A 17,410-nucleotide genomic window follows, 5' to 3' on the forward strand; every position below is an offset into this window, starting at 1 on the left:
CGCGTGGCGTTCGGTCAGCCACGCCGGCGGGTCGAAAGCGACGGTCCGGGTGAGGCTGACCGAGAGACCGTCGCGCTCGGCGGTGACCGACGCGACGGCGTAGCCACCGAGTTCCGCCTCCGTCGGCGTGAAGTGGCGGTAGGCGGGTGCGCGTTCCTCGCCACCGACGAGCGCCACCGGAACGCGACAGCCGCGGGCGGCGAGGGCGCGCTGGAGGTCGGCGCTCACCGCGCGTTCGGTCGACTCCGGCTCCGCTCCACGACAGACGCTCTCGACCGCTCTCGCGACGTCTCCCGCGAGGGAACGGTACGTCTCGACGTCCCCATCGGAGAGGGGTTGGCGGAGCGACGAGGCGTCCACGGTCTCGAACCCCGGGACGTCGAAGTCGGCGGCCGCGGGGGTCGCCGACACCTCCGCGACGGTCGCCGCCAGCGAGGAGTCGTGCCACGCGAACGTCTCGACGGCCGCATCGTCGAGGTCGTCCAGCTCCTCGGCGCGGAGTCTGGGCGCTTCGATATCGTCGGTGACGACAACGACGCGCTCGCCGTCGTAGCCGGCCGCCGCGACGCCGACGGGGGCCGACGCGCTGACGACGTTGTCCCCGCCGGTGAGCCACGCGAAGTCGTTCGGTCGCGCGAACCACACCGCTTCGAGGCCCTTTCGCGCGAGGTACCGGTCCAACCGCTCCGTCCGCTCGCTCCCGGTCATACCCGAAGCGGAGACCGCCGACCACCGTAGCTCCGGTGGTCGGTGTCTCGGGACGTTCGCCGACCCCCCATGACTCGCCGCACGGCTCACCACGAACCACCGGACGCGCTCAGACCGCCTCGTCGGGAACGTCGAGGGGGACGAGCCGTGGTTCGATCATCTCGCGGTCCTCCTCCAGCCACGGCGGGAGGTAGAGTGACTGCCCCAGGTTCGCCGTGTCCTCGACCGCGGCGAGTCCGGGCGTCTCGGTCGCCAACTCGAACAGGATGCCGCCCGGTTCGCGGACGTACAGCGAGTGGAAGAAGTGCCGGTCCTTGACGCGGGAGACCTCGTACCCCCGCTCACGCAGGAGGGAGTGCCACTCGTACAGCTCGTTCTCGTCGGCGACGCGCATCGCGACGTGGTGGTACGACCCCGCACCCTCGCGACCGAACGCTGCCGCTCGGTCCAGCAGGTCGACGACGGTCGCTCGGTCGCCCGGTACACGATACCGGACGCGGTCGCCCTCCTGAGCCTCCAACTCGAAGCCGAGCGTGTCGAGGAGGCTCGCGGTGTGGAACGGGTTCGTCGGCAGCAGCGTCACGCCGTGAATCCCGCGAATCGCGTGTTCGGCGGGGACCGTCCCGCCCGTCCACGGTGTGACGTCGGACGCTCCCGCCACCAGTTCGAGGGTCGTGCCGTCGGGGTCGGTGAATCGGAGGACGGACTCGCCGAATCGCTCGGTGGTCTCGACGCCCACGCCGGCGTCGGTCAGTCGCTCGCGCCAGTAGTCGAGTGCTCCCCGCGGGACGACGAGTGCGGTGGTCGTAATCTGGGGGCGGCCGACGCGCCCGTCCTCTTCGGCGGGGTACGGGAAGAACGTGAGCGCCGTTCCGGGCGACCCGGTCGCGTCGCCGTAGAACAGGTGGCGGGTGAACTTCTCGTTGAGGTTGACGGTCTGTTTGACCAGGCGCAGGCCGAGTAGCTGCGTGTAGAACTCGACGTTTCGCTGGGCGTCGCGGACGATTCCGGTGACGTGGTGGATTCCGGGCGTGTCGGTGAGCATCGGTGGGTGTGGAGTGAGCGGCAGGCGGCCGCTGGACGACTGGCGGGCGGTTCGTCACGAAACGCTGGGACTCTCGGGCGTGTGTCAGCGACCGATGGTCCCCTGCCGAGTGACGGGCGCGTCCGGGTCGAGCAGGAACAGGACGACCAGCGATTCCTCGCGGGCGGTGAGCGACCCGTCGATAGGGTGGGTGAGCAGCGCGGTCTCGGCCGCGTCGAGTGTGAGGCCGCCGACCTCGACGGTGCCGTCGAAGACGTAGAGATACGCGTCCTACCCGGCGCGCGTCGGGAGCGCCACGGAGTCCCCCGAGTCGAGGTGGGCGTCGTGGAGGTGGATTGCGTTGCGAACCGAGAGCGGGGCGTCGCTCCCCGTCGGCCCGAACAGGTGTCGCCACTCGCCGTCGACGGACTCCGGGAGCGGTTCGTGCTGGATGGTCGCCGGCAGGTCGAGGCTGTGTGGCCGGACGAAAATCTGGAGCATCCGGAGCGATGGGTCCGAGGCGAGCGTCCGCTCCTCGTGCCAGAACCCCTCGCCCGCACCCATCACCAGCAGGTGGTCGGCGTCGGTGACCAGTTCGTTCCCCTCTCGGTCGTCGTGACGCATCACGCCCGCGGGGACCCACGAGATTATCTCCTCGTTGCGGTGGGGGTGCATCGGAATCAGTGTCTCCGGGTCCATGAACGACTCGACGACCGTCGCGAGCGGCCCGTAGCCGTGGTCGTCGTGGTCCGGCAGGCTCCGCCCCGGGAAGTAGAAGTTCGTCCTGAACCGGCCCTGGTCGACCGAGTGGTCCGGTTCGTCGGACGGGTAGACACCGCCGACAGCGTCCGTGTTCATCACTCCTCGCTTCGACGAGAGCGGTCAAAAGCTCCCGGTATCACCGACTTCGCCCGGTAACACCGACGTCTCCGTCGCCTCTCGCGGCCAGTGGTTCGGTCGACGTCGGGGGCTCCGGTGTCTTCGACATCTCCGCTCTCACTCGACGTCGATGTGGGTCGCTTATGCTCGCCGTGACCGCGCGTTCAGTTGAGCATTCATGCCGTGGACTCAGGGTGCTCTGGTCGAAGCGTCGTGTATGCCCACGAACGGATACGAAGTCCACTGTCGCGAGTGCGACTTCCTGAGCACCTGCTCGAACGGCGACCTCGCACGACTCCTCGCGTTCTCACACCGCGAGCGGACCGGCCACGAAACGGAGTTCTCTGTGGCAGGCGGCGAGTAGTCGCGGTCTCCAGCGAGACGTCGCCGGTCGTCGTCCACCGAAGAAAGGCGCTATACCGCAGGGTCGCGAACAGGTGGTCCGAGTGACCGAGCACACGCGAATCACCGACTACGAACTGTTCCACGTCCCGCCGCGCTGGCTGTTCCTCCGGGTGGAGACGAGCGACGGCCGCGTCGGCTGGGGGGAACCCGTCGTCGAGGGCCGTGCACGAACCGTCGAGACCGCCGTCGAGGAGTTGTTCGACGGCTACCTCCTCGGAGAAGACCCCGACGCTATCGAGGACCACTGGCAGACGATGTACCGCGGCGGGTTCTACCGCGGCGGCCCGGTGTTGATGAGCGCCATCGCCGGCGTCGACCAGGCGCTCTGGGACCTGAAGGGCAAACAGTTCGGCGCGCCCGTCTACGAACTCCTCGGCGGCCGCGCGAGAGACCGCGTCCGCGTCTATCAGTGGGTCGGCGGGGACCGCCCCGACGGTGTCGCCGAGGCCGCAGCCGAGAAGGTCGACGCCGGGTTCACCGCCCTGAAGATGAACGCCACGCCCGAACTCCGACGGGTCGACACCCCCCGAGCGGTCGCCGAGGCCGGGGAGCGCCTCGCCGCAGTGCGGGAGGCGGTCGGCCCCGACGTCGACGTCGGCGTCGACTTCCACGGGCGCGTCTCGAAGCCGATGGCGAAGCGACTCGTCCGGGCGCTCGAACCCCACGACCCGATGTTCGTCGAGGAACCGGTGTTGCCCGAGCACAACGACACCCTGCCCGCGCTCGCGGCGAGCACGTCCGTCCCCATCGCGACCGGCGAGCGCATGTACTCCCGCTGGGAGTTCAAGGAGGTGTTCGAGAGCGGTGCCGTCGACGTGATCCAGCCGGACCTCTCACACGCTGGCGGCATCACCGAAGTGAAGAAGATAGCGAGCATGGCCGAGGCGTACGACGTGGCGATGGCCCCACACTGTCCGCTCGGGCCCATCGCGCTGGCGTCGTGTCTCCAGGTCGACGCGTGCACGCCGAACGCGCTCATCCAGGAGCAGAGCCTCGACATCCACTACAACGAGACGAGCGACGTCCTCGACTACCTGGCTGACCCGTCGGTGTTCGACTACGAGGAGGGGTACGTCGACCTCCCCGACGGACCGGGACTCGGCATCGACGTCGACGAGGAGCACGTTCGCGAGCAGGCGGGCGACGTCGACTGGCACAACCCGGTGTGGCGACACGACGACGGGAGCGTGGCAGAGTGGTGACCGACGAGTCGTCTCGGACGGGGCGGTTCGCCGGTCAGGTCGCGGTCGTCACGGGGTCGACGCGCGGCATCGGCGCGGGCGTCGCAAAGCGACTCGCCTACGAGGGTGCGAGCGTCATCGTCACCGGGCGGTCCAGAGAGGCGGGAGCGGCGACGGTCGCGGACATCGAGGCAGACGGCGGCGAGGCGACGTTCGTCCGGGCGGACATGCGTGACCCCGACGACATCGCCGCGCTGTTCGACGCGTGCGTCGAGCGGTTCGGCGGCATCGACGTGCTCGTCAACAACGCGGGCGTCGAGACGAACACGGCCGTCGACGAGGCGACGATGGACGACTGGGCGTTCGTCGTCGAGACGGACTTCCGGTCGTTCTGGCTCTGTGCGAAGGCGGCCGCCGAACGGATGAACGAGGGGGCCATCGTCAACACCTCCTCGAACCACGCGTTCCTGACGATGCCGTCGATGTTCCCGTACAACGCGGTGAAGGCGGGCATCAACGGCATGACGCGAGCGATGGCGCTCGACCTTGGCCCTCGAATCCGGGTCAACACCGTCAACCCCGGGTGGGTCGCCATCGATCGGACGACCGACGAGATGGACCCCGAGTACCGCCAGCATCTCGAATCCATCCACCCCGTCGGTCGACTCGGACGGCCCGCGGACGTCGCCGGAGCGGTCGCGTTCCTCGCGAGCGACGACGCGGGGTTCGTGACCGGGACGTCGCTGCTCGTCGACGGGGGTCGGACGGCGGTGATGCAGGACGACGCGCTTCCGGACTACCGCGAGCGACGCGACACCGACGAGTAACCCCCGACTCTCGGGACCGACCCGACCGTCGCCGGAGCCACGCTCGGGTGGTCACTCCGCACCGAGGACGTGTTCGAGTCCCGCGGCTCTGCCCGTCACGTCGACGACGTTGCGGACGAGCGAGGCCATCGTCAGGGGTCCCACGCCACCGGGGACCGGGGTGATGGCGCTCGCCGGCTCGCGTGCGCTCGCCGCGTCGACGTCGCCGACGAGGTCACCGGAGGAGTCGCTGTCGTCGCTCTGGACCCTGGTCGCGCTGACGTCGACCACGACGACCCCTTCTCCGAGCATCGACCCGTCGACGAGGCCCGGGTGGCCGGCGGCGGTGACGAGGACGTCGGCACGACGGGTGTGGGCCGTGAGGTCGGTGGTCGCCGTGTGACAGAGCGTCACCGTCGCGTCGCCGTCGGGGCCGTTGGCGGACAGCAGGGCCGCGAGCGGTCGGGCGATGACGGCGTCTCTGCCGACGACAACGACGTCTCGGCCCGCGGTCTCGACGTCGTACTCGGCGAGCAGTCGCACGACGGCGGCCGCCGTCGCGGGGACGACGTGCGGGTCGCCCGCCACCAACCGTCCGAGGTTCTCCGGCGTGAAGCAGTCGACGTCCTTCCCCGCGGGAACGAGCGACCGGACCCGCTGCTCGTCGACGTGGTCGGGCAGCGGCACCTGGACGAACAGCGCGGTCACGTCGTCGTCGGCTCTCAGCGACTCGACGGCGTCGTAACACCGCTCTGCGGGGGCATCGGCCGGGACGTCGACCCGCACCGTCTCGATACCGAGCGAGGCACAGCGCTCGTGTTTCAGGTCCATGAACCGCCGCTGGGTCGGGTCGTCGGTCATCAACACCGTCCCGAGCGTCGGTACGACGTCGTGGTTCCGGAGCGTCGCCACGTCTCGCTCGACGGTCGCGGTGAGACGGTCTGCGAGCGGGCCGCCGGCCAGCATGGTCGGGTCCGTCACGAGTTCTCGGTGTCGTCTCCGATGGCCCCCACCAAACCCTTTCGGGCGGCCCGCCGGTCAGATACTTGTCCGTGTAGAACCATGTGCGATTCATGACTGGCGAGTGTTACTACTGCCACGGCATCGTGCTCCCCGAGGAACCGGGCGACGTCCTGCTGGCGGACCACGACGATCATCGGGTGTACCTGCACCTGGAGTGTGCGACCGGTCAGAACGTGGCCGAACCGGCCGACGAAGGCGGGGACCGACTCGCTATCACCTGTCCGGAGTGTGGCGTCGCGGAGACGCAGTGAGCGTCCGGACGAGTCACTTCTCCTCGGGCGGGTCGACGTCGTGGTGGAGTTCGATGGCGGGGAGTCGCGACACCGCCCGTCTTGCGAGGGAGGTGTGACCCCCCTCGTAGCGGGCGAACGTCAGCGTCAGTCCACCGAGAGCGAACAGCGAGAGGACGGCGAACGGTCCGCCGGTCAACACGGCGAGCGCCTGGAGGGTCTCGACGCCACCCAACAGGAGCACCGAGACGGCGACCGCCCCCTGGAAGACCCCCCAGAACACGATGGCCCCCGTCGTCGGTGCCAGTCCGCGGCGAGTCGCGAGCAACGCGGTGACGAGCGTCGAGACGTCCGCGGAGGTGACGATGAACACCACGATGAGCGCGAGGAAGAGGAAGGCGAGCAGGCCACCCAGCGGGAGGGCGTCGAACACGAGGAAGCCGACCACGGCCTCGGCGTCGGAACGGCCGGCGACGGCAGCGAGGAGGTCCGTTCCGCCCACACGCTGGAGCCACAGCGACGTCCCCCCGAGCAGGAGGAACCAGCACATCGTCGCGGCCGACGTCGCGACGACGGTGGTGAACACGACCGTCCGGATGCGACGGCCCCGCGAGAGCGCCGCGACGAACAGCCCCGCGAACGGGGCCCAGGAGAACCACCACGACCAGTTCCACACCGTCCACGCGGCGATCCACGGGTCGCCGACGGTGAGGCTCAGCGGGACGAACCGGACGGCGTACTCACTCAGCGCGCCGACGCCGCTCGTGAAGACGAACGACCGTGGCCCGACGGCGACGAGGATCAACGCGAACAGGCCGAACAGGACGACCGTGAGCCCTGCGATGCGTCGAATTCCGCGGTGGACGCCGGTGACCGCCGAGAGGACGACCACGAGCGTCAGGCCGCCGACGAACACGACCGACCCGGTCCGGCCGGTCGAGACGCCCCACTCGAAGGTGATGCCGGCGAGGAACTGCTGGCTCACGAGCGCGACCGAGGTCGCGATGCCGCCGATGGTCGCGAACACCGCGAGCGTGTCGACGAGGCGACTCCACGGCGAGTCGAGGCCGTCGACGCCGACGAACGGCGCGAGGATGGTCGACACCCGCAGCGGTGCGCCGTGGCGGAACACGAAGTACGCGATGGGGACGGCGATGACCGCGTAGGCGCTCCACGCCGAGAGGCCCCAATGGAAGAGGGCGTAGGTCAGCGCGCCACCCGCGGCCGCCGACGATTCGGGGGCGGCGTCGACGGTCGGCGGCGGTGTCCCGTAGTGGACCAGCGCCTCCGTCGGCCCCCAGAAGACGATGCCGGCGGCGATGCCCGCGGTGAACACCAGCGCGAAGTACGTCGGGTATGTGTACGTCGGGTCGGCGTCCGGGCCACCGAGTCGCACCTCGCCCCACGGTCCGACCAGCAAGAACAGGCAGTAACAGACCGCGAGGAACATCGCGCCGAGGAACACCGGCCCGCCACCGCGCAACACCGCCTGGGAGAGGCCGTCGACGGTCGCGTTCGTCCCCTGGGGGAACAGCGCCTGGAGACAACAGAAGAGGGTGAAGACGGCGACGGGGACTCCGAGCACCACCGGGTCGTGGTGGGCGATGAACTCCCGGAGGGTCGCCCGTAGCGAGTGGTGACGGATACGGAGGAGCGTGGGGACGGTCTCGCGGTCCGACACCGTTTCGGGGTACGGGAGCACGGCGAGGTAGCCCAGTCCCGACCCGAAGAACGTCAACGCGACGACCAGCCAGACGGGGCCGTCGACGGCCCCCCCGACGACGTCGGGGAAGAAGAACCCGGCGACGACGACCGCTCCGGAGACTACGCAGAGGGGGAGCAACAGGCCGGCCAGCACCCCTCCGGAGTCGTCGGTCACTGACCCGCTCATACCGACATACTGGGCGTCGAACGATAAAGTGACATGTTAACACTAGCCGCGACTGTCAGCGGAGACGGACGGTCAGGTGCGCTCCCCGGGGTCGGTGAACGGGTCGGGCGCACCCAGCACCGACGCGCCCAGCAGTTGCCCGCCGATGGTGAGCGGGTTGATGACCTCGTCGGCTCCGACCGACTCGAACTTCGCGACGTGTTTCTCCTCGTTGGCGGCGGCGACGACCCGCACGTCGGGGGCGAGACTCTTGACCGCGAGGACGGCGAGCACGTCCCGCGCGTCGTCGTCGCTGGCGACGACGACTCCCGACGCGACGTCGACCCGGGCGTCTTCGAGGACCGCCTCGTCGGTCGGGTCCCCGGTGAGCACGTTCACCCCGTCGCGTTTGAGCGCCGCGGCGACGTCGGAGTCCGGGGTGACGACGAGGAACGTCGTCTCGCCGGTGAGTCTGTCGAGTACCGATTCCGTGATGTCGCCGTAGCCGAGGACGACGACGTGGTCGTCGAGGAGTGTGAGTTCTGAGGCGGTCATGCTTCCGAATGCGGCGGCCATTCTGGCCTCGATGGCGGGTGCGACCAGCGCCCCGATGGCGACGGTGAACGCGCCGGTCCCGAACACGATGACCGACAGCGAGAACCACTGTGCCTCGGGGGTGGTCGGCGTGATGTCGCCGTACCCCACCGTCGCGATGGTGACGACGACGTAGTAGACGGCGTCCGCCCAGTCCTCAAGGCCGAGGAACTGGTCGCGGAGGCCGTACGCGCCCACCGTCCCGTACAGTCCCACGCCGACGATAGCCGCCAACGAGGCGACTTGGAGCGGCGAGAGTTCGACCCGTCGGTCGAACGCCTCGCGGTTGACGACGAGCAGCGGGAAGGTGACGACCAGCGCGAGGAGCAACGGGACGTCCGTCGGTTGGAGCGTCACGAGCGGGAGGAGCGCGAGCGCCGGCAGCGCCAGCATCGCCACCTGCCACGCGAGGCGTTTGCGCCGCTGGAGGCCGAGGGTGACGAGTCCGAGCATGAACGCGAAGAGGACCCCGGCGAACCGGACGAACACCGCTGCGTCGGGGACGACGGGCGCGAGCGGTCCGGCGAGCGCGAGCGTCTGCTCGCTCATGTTCGAGAGGCCGGTCACGAACGCGAGGAGCGCCACGACGCCGACGAGCCAGACGGTCGGTCGCGCACCCGAGAACTGCTCGCGCTCGACGAGCGCGACGCGTTCCGCCCGGTAGAACAGGGCCTCCAGCGCGCGGTCCTCGGACTCACCTTGCGAGCTATTCACTACCAGACTGTTCGGGCAGGACGGACGAAAGGTCTTCCGCAGGGTCGACAGGAGGACGCCGGGAGACTCAACACGAACTGCCGAGAACGGTCTGTCATGCACACAGTGACGAACACAACGGACCGGACGAGGCAGTCCAGTCGGCCGAAGCGACCGCGTGGCCGACCACGGGTCGTATCGACGGCTCGGCGGTCGAGGGGTGTCGGCGCGTGAACTCGGCGATTGTGTTCGGCCTGGGGACGATGATCGCGTGGGGGTTCTGGATCGTGCTCGGCGACGTCGCCTCCAACAGCATCGACCCGGTGACGGCGGCGTTCGTCTCCTACGTGACCGCGACGGTCGTCACCGGTGCCTACGTCCTCGTCTCGGACGCCTCGCTCGCGATGACGCCGGAGGGGATCGGGTTCGCGGCCGTCTCCGGTGTCGCGGCCGCCATCGGCGTCGTCTCGACGTTCGTCGGCGTCACCGTGGGGTCGACGGCCGTCGTCTCGACGCTCGGCGGGATGTACTTCATCACCGCGGCGCTCCTCAGCATCGTCGTCTTCGGCGACCCCATCGGCGTGAACGAGGTTGTCGGTATCGCGCTGGCGGTCTGCGCAATCGTCATCATCAATCTCTGAACGGCGCGACGACCGCTACCGAAGGAGGATGATTCCCCGCCCTCAGAACAGCCCCGAGATGTCGCCGTCGGCGTCGATGTCCATCCCGGCGGCCGCCGGGTCGCTCGGCAGGCCTGGAAGCGTCAGGACGTCGCCGGTGAGCGCGACGAGGAAGCCCGCACCCGCGGAGGGGTACACCTCCCGAATCTCCAGTTCCCACCCCGTCGGCGCACCCTTCTTGCTCGCGTCGTCGCTGAGCGAGTGGAACGTCTTCGACATACAGACCGGGAAGTCGCCGAAGCCCAGTTCCTCCATGCGCTCGATGTCGCGGTCCGCGCCACCGGTGTACTTCACGCCGTCCGCGCCGTACACCTCCGTCGCGACGGTGTGTATCTTCTCCTTGATGGAGTCCTCGTCTTCGTACAACGGGGCGTAGTCCGCCTCGCCGCTCTCGACGGCCTCGACGACGCGTTCGGCGAGGTCCACACCACCTTCGCTCCCGTTCTCGAAGACCGTCGACTCGGCGGCGGCGACCCCCAGTTCGTCGCGACAGTGGTCGAGGACGACGTTCACCTCCTCGTCGGAGTCGTCGGGGAAGCGGTTGACCGCGACGACGACCGGGACGCCGAACTTCTGGAGGTTCTCGACGTGCTTGTCGAGGTTCTCCAGACCGCGTTCGACCGCGCCCGTCCCGGCGGCGTCGATGTCGTCGTAGTCCGCGGGCCACATGTTCTCACCGTGGTACTTCAGCGCTCGGACCGAGGAGACCAGTACGACGGCGTTCGGCTCCATCTCGCCGAGGCGACAGACGATGTTCAGGAACTTCTCCGCGCCGAGGTCCGACCCGAACCCGGCCTCGGTGACGAGGTAGTCGGCCATCCCGAAGGCGGCCTTGTCGGCCATCAGCGAGTTCGTCCCGTGGGCGATGTTCGCGAACGGGCCGCCGTGGACGAACGCGGGCGTCCCCTCGATGGTCTGGACGACGTTCGGTTTGATGGCGTCGCGCAGGAGCATCGTCACCGCGCCCGTCGCCTCGATGTCGTCGACGGTAATCGGCTCACCGTCGGTGTCGTAGGCGACGATGATGCGTGCGACGCGCTCTTTGAGGTCTCCGAGCCCGCTCGCCATGCAGAGGACGGCCATCAGTTCGGAGGCCGCGGTGAGCAGGAACTGGTTCTCGCGTGGCGTCCCGCCGGTCTTCCCGCCGAGGCCGACGACCGTCTCCCTAAGGACGCGGTCGTTCATGTCGATAGCTCGCGGCCAGGAGACGTCGTTGACGTCGATGTCGAGTTCGTCGCCCTGTGATATCTTCGCGTCGAGCATCGCCGCGATGAGGTTGTGCGCCGAGGTGAGCGCGTGGAGGTCGCCTGTGAAGTGGAGGTTGATCTCCTCCATGGGGAGGACCTGCGAGCGACCGCCACCAGCGGCCCCACCCTTTACGCCGAACACGGGCCCGAGCGACGGTTCACGGATGGCAATCATCGCCTCCTCCCCGATGTGGTTCAACGTCTGGCCCAGGCCGACCGTCGTGACGGTCTTCCCCTCGCCCTTCGGCGTCGGCGTCATGCCCGTCACGAGGACCAGGTTGTTCGGTCGGTCTTCGGCCTGCTCGCGGAGGCGGTCGATGGCGTCGTGTTTCACCTTCGCGGTGTACGAGCCGAAGTACTGCAGGTCATCGAGACCGAGACCCCACGGCTCGACCAGTTCCCAGATCGGTTCCATCTCCGTCGACTGCGCGATCTCGTAGTCCGTCGGAAGCGGCCCGTCGACCTCGTTCGGTGGTGTCATCTCGCAGTGACCTTCCCAGCATCACGGTAAGAACGTTAGCACACCTACCAGAATCGAGAGGTGATGTGGTCGCGACCGGCGTCGAACCCGTCGTCTCGCTCGACAGTTCGACGAACCGACGGACCGAGGTTCGAACACACGGCACGAGGGCCAGGGAGCGTCCGGGCGCGCGCGCACACTCTCGCTGTCGCCGCCACCGACAGTTCGTCGGTAGCTTTTCCCCACACGTGTCACTACGTCTCGATATGAGATTCGGTGACGCCATCGCACTGGCCGGTCGGTCGAGTGGGGCGCCCCCCGCGATGCAGGAGGTCGGTCCGTCTGCGCTCCTCGACGTGCCCGCCACCGTGCTCGCGGTGCTGGCGTTCGTGCTGGTGGTGAGCTTCGGCGGTGGCGTCATCTACTTCGCGGGCGGTCGTATCGACGCCGCCGTCGACGCCTCGATGGACAACCCGCTGATATCCGTCGTCTACGGGGTCATCGCCTACGGCCTCGTCGTGTTCCTCGTCGGCTACGCCTACAGCCAACTGGCTCGACTCGGTGTGGCGGCCAATACGTTCGCGACGCTCACGCTGCTCGTCTTCGGCGTGCTAATCCTGTCGCTGTCGGCGTTCGGGTTCGTCGTCGTCGGTGCGTGGCTGACGTCGGTCGTCGGTGGCCGCAACCCGTGGGTCGGCCTCGTCGCGGTCGGCGGCCTCTGTGCGCTGGCGTGGCTGGTCCTGCCTACCGTCCTCGCGGCCGTGGTATGGGTCGCCGTCGCCGGCGTCGGTGTCGGCGGCCCGACACGGCGGTGGATACACGCCGACGAGACCGAACCGGTTCTCGGCTGACGGCGCGGTGCCGTCGAGTCCGGACCGCCGTCCGAGGAATCGGGCGGCACGGCTACTGGAAGATCGGTCACCGCCGAACGAACGCGTTGGTTCGGTCGAGAGAAGTGGGTCGTGAGAGCGACGGTCAGTCGTCGCTCCCCTCCGCGCCGCTCCCGGAGACGTCCGTCACCACGTCGCTCCCGCTCGACACGACGTCGACCTCCTCACGGGCCGTGATGTCCTGGATACGGTCGGCGAACTCCTCGGATTCGAGGATTTCGTACTCGTTATTGAGTCCACGGTACACCGTGTAACACATCAACAGCAGGATGACCGCGAACGGGAAACCGGTCGCGATAGCGGCGGTCTGCAACGCACCGAGTCCACCGCCCCACAGCAGGAGTGCCGCGACGGCGCCCTCGGTTAGCGCCCAGAAGATGCGCTGGGCGCGGGGCACGTCGTGTTTCCCCCCCGAGGTCAGGTGGTCGACGACCAGCGACCCCGAGTCGGAGGAGGTGACGAAGAACGTGATGACCAGCAGCGTCGCGAGGATGCCGGTGATGGCACCCAGCGGATACTGCTCTAAGGTGATGAACATCCCGAGCGTCGAGAACGCTTCGTACCCGATCTGGTTGTACTGCGCCTGGACGGTCCCGCCGCCGACCGCCTGGTTCAGCGCGCTGCCACCGAACGTCGACAGCCAGATGGTCGAGAACAGACTTGGCAAGAACAGCACGCCGATGACGAACTCCCGGACCGTCCGCCCCTTCGAGATGCGCGCGATGAACATGCCGACGAACGGCGACCATGCGATCCACCACGCCCAGTAGAAGATGGTCCAGCCCTGGACCGTGCTCGACCCGGCACCCTGCGTCCCGGTGAAGAACGACAGCGAGAGCAGGTTACCGAAGTACGTCCCCAGCCCTTGGACCCACGTTCCGAAGATGTAGATAGTCGGCCCCACCACGAGGAGGAAGCCGAGCAGCGTGAACATCAGGTAGAGGTTGAACGTGCTGAGTCGCTTGACGCCGCTGTCCAGCCCCGCCGCGACGGACGCCGTCGCGATGAGCGTGATGCCCCCGATGAGCAAGACTTGGACGAGCGTCGTCTCCGGTATGCTCACCACGCCGAGGAGGTCGCCCCCGACGTAGGAGATGCCGCCGTTGACCTGCGCGACGCCGAGACCCAGCGACGTCGCCAGGCCGAACAGCGTCGCGAACACGGTCACGAGGTCGATGACGTGGCCCGGCCAGCCGTAGATGCGGTCGCCGAGCAGCGGCCAGAAGATCGACCGGAAGGTCAGCGGTAGCCCCCGGTTGAACGAGAAGAACGCGAGGCCCAGCCCGACGAGGCCGTAGATGGCCCACGGGTGGAACCCCCAGTGGAAAAACGTCTGTGCCATCGCCGCGGAGGCGGCCGCACCGGTGCCGGCCTCCGCACCGAAGAACCCTGGCGGGTTGTTCAGGTAGAAGATGGGTTCGGTGACGCTGAAGAACATCAGCCCGATACCCATCCCGGCGCTGAACAGCATCGCCATCCACGCGAAGTCGCTGAACTCCTTTCGGGCCTGGACGCCCCCGATGCGTATCTTCCCGTACTTGCTGAACGCGAAGTAGAGGATGGTGAGGATGAAGACGTTCACCACCAGCAAGAAGAACCACCCGAACGTCGTCTCGAAGAAGGTGCGGACCGCGCTGTACACTTCAGCGGCGTCTTGGCCCATGAGGATCGTCGCCGCGACGAAGACGCCGATGAGCGCTAGCGCGGCCGGGAACACGACCGGGTGGACGTCGAACCCGTAGCCCTGGTAGTTCGTGTCGCCGGGTTTCCTGTCCGAGTCCGGGTGGAACAGCTCCACCTGGAGGCCCTCGGACATCTCACCCGTCGTCTCGCTCTTATCGGCCATCGCTCACCCCCCCGTACGGATACCCTGTCGTCGGTCTGCTGCGGTGTTCGTTCATTGTCGTCGTGTTCTGTGTGACCGGTTGGTTGGTTCGTTCGGCGGCACGTCCGTGTACGGTCCCGGTCCCGGACACCGTCCGACCGACCGGGCAGCGTTTCGACACGTCGGCGACGACTCGACTCGTACACGACACTCCACACACCGCGGCGCTTGGTGTCGGTTCGTCGGCCGCGACACGTGCTACACACCCACACTGTCGAAATGTAATCGGCATGTGATAAAGTTTCGCGTGATTCTCGCGTGGTCGGTGTAGGTTGAACGGTCGACGCTACGGATAGCAGACCAATTCGCCCGACGGTGGCGTCGTTACGTCCCGCCGACGAGAGTATCAGGGTCACGGACCGACGGTGAGCGTATCCACGCTCCCCGACTAAAGACACCGATGGACGACCGGTTCGGGAGGGTCTTCAGAGGGGTCAAGCGAATCGTCGACCTGCTCGTCGACCCGCTTCGGAAGAACCCGAACGCGGCGAAGTTCGACCTCTCGATTCCAGAGGCACACACGACGACCGTCGACGGGGATACAGGGTGGGCCAGCAGGCCCCCCGCCTGGGTGACGTGTCCACAGTGTGGATCTGACATCCACCAGCGAGACGTCCACGAGACCATCGACTGCCCACGCTGTGTCGCGACGTACGCCCCGAACGAGTTCGCAGAGTTAGAGCTCAAACACCTCCAGTGTCCGGTCTGTGGGAACGTGATGGAAGACGGCATCCGACACCCCAACGTCTTCACGATGCCCGAGTGGGCGACCTGCCACCGGTGTCACTACCACTGGGAGTTCGACCACCTGTTCTGACCGGTCGGCGACGGGACAGGTTCATATCGTCGTCACGACGAATGTGAGATATGGTGAACCTCCCAGCGACCCTCGCAGCGCTCGCTGCCGCCCTGCTCATCGGGTTCGCCGCCCTCTCGATGACCGGCGGCGAGTTCGGCGTGGCCGGCGTCAGTTTCCTGAGCGCGAGCGTCGTCATCTTCCTCCGAGAGCGCTACCTCGTCGGAGGGTGAGACCCCTCAGATCTCGTCGTAGCCCATCCGCTGGGTGAGCACCGGGACGGTAGCGGTCCGGACCACCTTGTCCGTCGTGCCGCCCAGCAGCGTCCCGATACGCCCTCGGTACGCCGAGGCCATCACGACGACGTCCATCCCCTCTTCTTCCGCGTACTCGGTTATCTCGTCGGCCACCGAACCGCTGCGCCGGGCCGTCTCGCAGACGACGCCGTGGTCGTCGGCGACCTCCTGAATCTGTGCGAGGATCTTGTCGGCGTAGGCGTTGTACTCCTCGCGCAGTTGCTCCTCGTCGTCACGGAGCGACAGCGCTCTCGGGACGCCCGGCAGGTCGATGACGTACAGCGCGTGGACGTCCGCGCCCACCGCGCTCGCCAGTTCGATGCCGTGCATCGCTCCTCGTAGCCCCTCGTCGCTCCCGTCGTAGGGTATCAGCACGTGTTGGTACATCGTTGACACCTACGGACTGTTCCGAACGACGAATGATATATGTTACCACGAGATTGACCGTCGAGTCGGTGGGTCCCGGTCCGACGTGACTACCGTTCGATGGTCGCGGCGATGTTCTCGACGACGTACCCGGTCCCTTCGACGGCGTCGACGATGGCCGCCGCGTGCTCCTCCCCGCTCGTCTCCACCCTGAACACGAGGTACGCCTCGCCAATCTCCAGATCATCGACAGAGCGGTCGTGGCGCACGTCGTGGATGTTCGCGCCGTAGTCGGCGATGGTGCCTGCGATGTCCTCGAGCGTCCCCGGACGGTCGTCGATGCGGATGCGCAGTCTGAGTATCTGCTGGCGCGCGGTGAGTGCGTGAACCAAGACGGTCTGTAATCTCGTCATGTCGAGGTTTCCCCCGCACAGCAGCGGGACGACGGTCTCCCCCGAGACGTCGAGGTCGTCGCTGAGCATCGCGGCGACCGACGCCGCGCCCGCCCCCTCGACGACCTGCTTGGCGCGTTCGAGCAACAGCAGGATGGCCTGGGCGATCTCGGTGTCTGTGACGGTGACCACCTCGTCGACGTTGCGCTTGATGATGCGAAGCGTCCGTTCGGAGATGCCCCCGGTCGCGATACCGTCGGCGATGGTGTCGACCTCGTCGAGAGTCACCGGCATCCCCTTGTCGAGGCTGTCGTGGACCGTCTGTGCGCCCGTGGCTTGGACGCCGACCACGCGCGTATCGGGCGAGAGGTGCTTGACGGCCGTCGAGATGCCGCTGATGAGGCCACCGCCACCGATGGGAACGATGAGCGTGTCGATGTGCGGGCAGTCGTGGTAGATCTCGGTGCCGAGCGTGCCCTGCCCCGCGATGATGTCGGGGTCGTCGTAGGCGTGGACGAACTCGGCGTCGGTCCCCTCGACCGCCTCCTTGGCGTGACGCATCGTCTCCTGGAAGTCCTTGCCGACCAGTTCGACCGTCGCGCCGTAGCCACGTGTCGCGTCTACTTTCGCCTGCGGCGCGTTCTCGGGCATGTAGATGGTCGAGTCGGCCCCACACTTCGTCGCCGCGAGCGCGACGCCCTGGGCGTGGTTGCCGGCGCTCGCGGCGACGAACGACGTCACACCCCGGTCGGTGTCCTGACAGATCTTGTTGTACGCACCGCGGGTCTTGAACGAGCCGGTCCACTGGAGGTGCTCCATCTTCAGGTAGACGTCGGCGTCGACCAGCTCCCCGAGGGAGGTGCTCGTCTCGACGGGCGTCCGTTTGACTACGGACTCGTCGTCGAGGCGGTCGCGGGCCCGTTCGATGTCCCGATACGTCACGGGGAGGTCGGCGTCGTCGGTCGAATTCATGGGTTTTGTGTGT

General features: G+C 67.8%; 17 protein-coding genes and 1 pseudogene. 8 read left to right on the top strand and 10 right to left on the bottom strand.

The genetic code is table 11. The features are described from left to right. From M1L36_RS13475 to M1L36_RS13485, 3 genes and pseudogenes are all read right to left on the bottom strand, one after another. Window positions 1–708 (bottom strand): M24 family metallopeptidase (locus tag M1L36_RS13475; protein ID WP_250874275.1); only part of this gene is annotated, 708 nt, incomplete at its 3' end. A gap of 109 nt (window positions 709–817) precedes the next feature. After that, on the bottom strand, window positions 818–1,753 hold the full coding sequence (locus M1L36_RS13480) for a VOC family protein (RefSeq protein ID WP_250874276.1): 936 nt from the start codon (window positions 1,751–1,753) through the stop codon (window positions 818–820). Window positions 1,754–1,837: 84 nt separating this feature from the next. After that, window positions 1,838–2,590: pseudogene (locus M1L36_RS13485) on the bottom strand (pirin family protein). Between the two features lie 238 nt (window positions 2,591–2,828). Between M1L36_RS13485 and M1L36_RS13490 the strand changes: the two are divergent. The 3 genes from M1L36_RS13490 to M1L36_RS13500 all read left to right on the top strand — a co-directional run bounded on the left by M1L36_RS13490 (window position 2,829) and on the right by M1L36_RS13500 (window position 5,024). Beyond that, window positions 2,829–2,975: a hypothetical protein gene (locus tag M1L36_RS13490; RefSeq protein ID WP_250874278.1), complete on the top strand. Its 147-nt coding sequence runs from the start codon at window positions 2,829–2,831 to the stop codon at window positions 2,973–2,975. 82 nt (window positions 2,976–3,057) lie between these two features. Beyond that, on the top strand, window positions 3,058–4,218 hold the full coding sequence (dgoD, locus tag M1L36_RS13495; RefSeq protein WP_250874279.1) for a galactonate dehydratase: 1,161 nt from the start codon (window positions 3,058–3,060) through the stop codon (window positions 4,216–4,218). Then, entirely contained in the window at window positions 4,215–5,024 is an 810-nt protein-coding gene (locus M1L36_RS13500; RefSeq protein ID WP_250874280.1) for an SDR family NAD(P)-dependent oxidoreductase, read from the top strand. The genes dgoD and M1L36_RS13500 overlap by 4 nt, the downstream gene beginning before the upstream one ends. Window positions 5,025–5,075: 51 nt before the next feature. Here the strand turns inward: M1L36_RS13500 and M1L36_RS13505 are convergent, their stop codons facing one another. Continuing rightward, on the bottom strand, window positions 5,076–5,984 hold the full coding sequence (locus M1L36_RS13505; RefSeq protein ID WP_250874281.1) for a bifunctional 5,10-methylenetetrahydrofolate dehydrogenase/5,10-methenyltetrahydrofolate cyclohydrolase: 909 nt from the start codon (window positions 5,982–5,984) through the stop codon (window positions 5,076–5,078). 92 nt (window positions 5,985–6,076) lie between these two features. Here M1L36_RS13505 and M1L36_RS13510 point away from each other — a divergent pair, with 92 nt between their 5' ends. After that, complete coding sequence (locus M1L36_RS13510; RefSeq protein WP_250874282.1) at window positions 6,077–6,277, top strand: hypothetical protein; 201 nt, start codon at window positions 6,077–6,079, stop codon at window positions 6,275–6,277. A gap of 13 nt (window positions 6,278–6,290) precedes the next feature. Here M1L36_RS13510 and M1L36_RS13515 read toward each other — a convergent pair whose 3' ends face one another. Continuing rightward, window positions 6,291–8,147 carry a BCCT family transporter gene (locus tag M1L36_RS13515; protein WP_250874283.1) on the bottom strand — a complete coding sequence of 619 codons (1,857 nt, stop codon included), beginning with the start codon at window positions 8,145–8,147 and terminating at the stop codon, window positions 6,291–6,293. A 72-nt stretch (window positions 8,148–8,219) separates the two neighbouring features. Then, entirely contained in the window at window positions 8,220–9,434 is a 1,215-nt protein-coding gene (locus tag M1L36_RS13520) for an NAD-binding protein (RefSeq protein WP_379820091.1), read from the bottom strand. Window positions 9,435–9,643: 209 nt separating this feature from the next. Here M1L36_RS13520 and M1L36_RS13525 point away from each other — a divergent pair, with 209 nt between their 5' ends. Next, complete coding sequence (locus tag M1L36_RS13525) at window positions 9,644–10,054, top strand: EamA family transporter (protein WP_250874284.1); 411 nt, start codon at window positions 9,644–9,646, stop codon at window positions 10,052–10,054. Window positions 10,055–10,096: 42 nt separating this feature from the next. Here M1L36_RS13525 and M1L36_RS13530 read toward each other — a convergent pair whose 3' ends face one another. Then, a complete protein-coding gene (locus M1L36_RS13530; RefSeq protein ID WP_250874285.1) occupies window positions 10,097–11,821 on the bottom strand; it encodes a formate--tetrahydrofolate ligase in 1,725 nt (574 codons plus the stop codon). A 245-nt stretch (window positions 11,822–12,066) separates the two neighbouring features. Between M1L36_RS13530 and M1L36_RS13535 the strand changes: the two genes are divergently transcribed. After that, window positions 12,067–12,651 carry a hypothetical protein gene (locus tag M1L36_RS13535; RefSeq protein WP_250874286.1) on the top strand — a complete coding sequence of 195 codons (585 nt, stop codon included), beginning with the start codon at window positions 12,067–12,069 and terminating at the stop codon, window positions 12,649–12,651. A 124-nt stretch (window positions 12,652–12,775) separates the two neighbouring features. Here the strand turns inward: M1L36_RS13535 and M1L36_RS13540 are convergent, their stop codons facing one another. Further along, on the bottom strand, window positions 12,776–14,536 hold the full coding sequence (locus M1L36_RS13540; RefSeq protein ID WP_250874287.1) for a BCCT family transporter: 1,761 nt from the start codon (window positions 14,534–14,536) through the stop codon (window positions 12,776–12,778). Between the two features lie 439 nt (window positions 14,537–14,975). Between M1L36_RS13540 and M1L36_RS13545 the strand changes: the two genes are divergently transcribed. Both M1L36_RS13545 and M1L36_RS13550 read left to right on the top strand, forming a co-directional pair. Further along, complete coding sequence (locus M1L36_RS13545; RefSeq protein WP_250874288.1) at window positions 14,976–15,392, top strand: hypothetical protein; 417 nt, start codon at window positions 14,976–14,978, stop codon at window positions 15,390–15,392. A gap of 50 nt (window positions 15,393–15,442) precedes the next feature. Further along, window positions 15,443–15,604: a hypothetical protein gene (locus M1L36_RS13550; protein WP_250874289.1), complete on the top strand. Its 162-nt coding sequence runs from the start codon at window positions 15,443–15,445 to the stop codon at window positions 15,602–15,604. A 6-nt stretch (window positions 15,605–15,610) separates the two neighbouring features. Here M1L36_RS13550 and M1L36_RS13555 read toward each other — a convergent pair whose 3' ends face one another. Further along, window positions 15,611–16,054 carry a universal stress protein gene (locus M1L36_RS13555; RefSeq protein WP_250874489.1) on the bottom strand — a complete coding sequence of 148 codons (444 nt, stop codon included), beginning with the start codon at window positions 16,052–16,054 and terminating at the stop codon, window positions 15,611–15,613. A gap of 89 nt (window positions 16,055–16,143) precedes the next feature. Then, entirely contained in the window at window positions 16,144–17,397 is a 1,254-nt protein-coding gene (gene ilvA / locus M1L36_RS13560; protein ID WP_250874290.1) for a threonine ammonia-lyase, read from the bottom strand. Between the last annotated feature and the right edge of the window lie 13 nt (window positions 17,398–17,410).

Origin of the sequence: Halomarina rubra (assembly GCF_023699475.1) — an archaeon.
Taxonomy (GTDB): domain Archaea; phylum Halobacteriota; class Halobacteria; order Halobacteriales; family Haloarculaceae; genus Halomarina; species Halomarina rubra.

What these genes read in the sequence shown, in the direction of transcription:
- M1L36_RS13480 (WP_250874276.1), bottom strand. Translation starts at nt 1,753, where the DNA reads ATGCTCACCGACACGCCCGGAATCCACCACGTCACCGGAATCGTCCGC.
- M1L36_RS13490 (WP_250874278.1), top strand. Translation starts at nt 2,829, where the DNA reads ATGCCCACGAACGGATACGAAGTCCACTGTCGCGAGTGCGACTTCCTG.
- M1L36_RS13510 (WP_250874282.1), top strand. Translation starts at nt 6,077, where the DNA reads ATGACTGGCGAGTGTTACTACTGCCACGGCATCGTGCTCCCCGAGGAA.
- M1L36_RS13515 (WP_250874283.1), bottom strand. Translation starts at nt 8,147, where the DNA reads ATGAGCGGGTCAGTGACCGACGACTCCGGAGGGGTGCTGGCCGGCCTG.
- M1L36_RS13530 (WP_250874285.1), bottom strand. Translation starts at nt 11,821, where the DNA reads ATGACACCACCGAACGAGGTCGACGGGCCGCTTCCGACGGACTACGAG.
- M1L36_RS13535 (WP_250874286.1), top strand. Translation starts at nt 12,067, where the DNA reads ATGAGATTCGGTGACGCCATCGCACTGGCCGGTCGGTCGAGTGGGGCG.
- M1L36_RS13540 (WP_250874287.1), bottom strand. Translation starts at nt 14,536, where the DNA reads ATGGCCGATAAGAGCGAGACGACGGGTGAGATGTCCGAGGGCCTCCAG.
- M1L36_RS13545 (WP_250874288.1), top strand. Translation starts at nt 14,976, where the DNA reads ATGGACGACCGGTTCGGGAGGGTCTTCAGAGGGGTCAAGCGAATCGTC.
- M1L36_RS13550 (WP_250874289.1), top strand. Translation starts at nt 15,443, where the DNA reads ATGGTGAACCTCCCAGCGACCCTCGCAGCGCTCGCTGCCGCCCTGCTC.
- M1L36_RS13555 (WP_250874489.1), bottom strand. Translation starts at nt 16,054, where the DNA reads ATGTACCAACACGTGCTGATACCCTACGACGGGAGCGACGAGGGGCTA.
- ilvA (WP_250874290.1), bottom strand. Translation starts at nt 17,397, where the DNA reads ATGAATTCGACCGACGACGCCGACCTCCCCGTGACGTATCGGGACATC.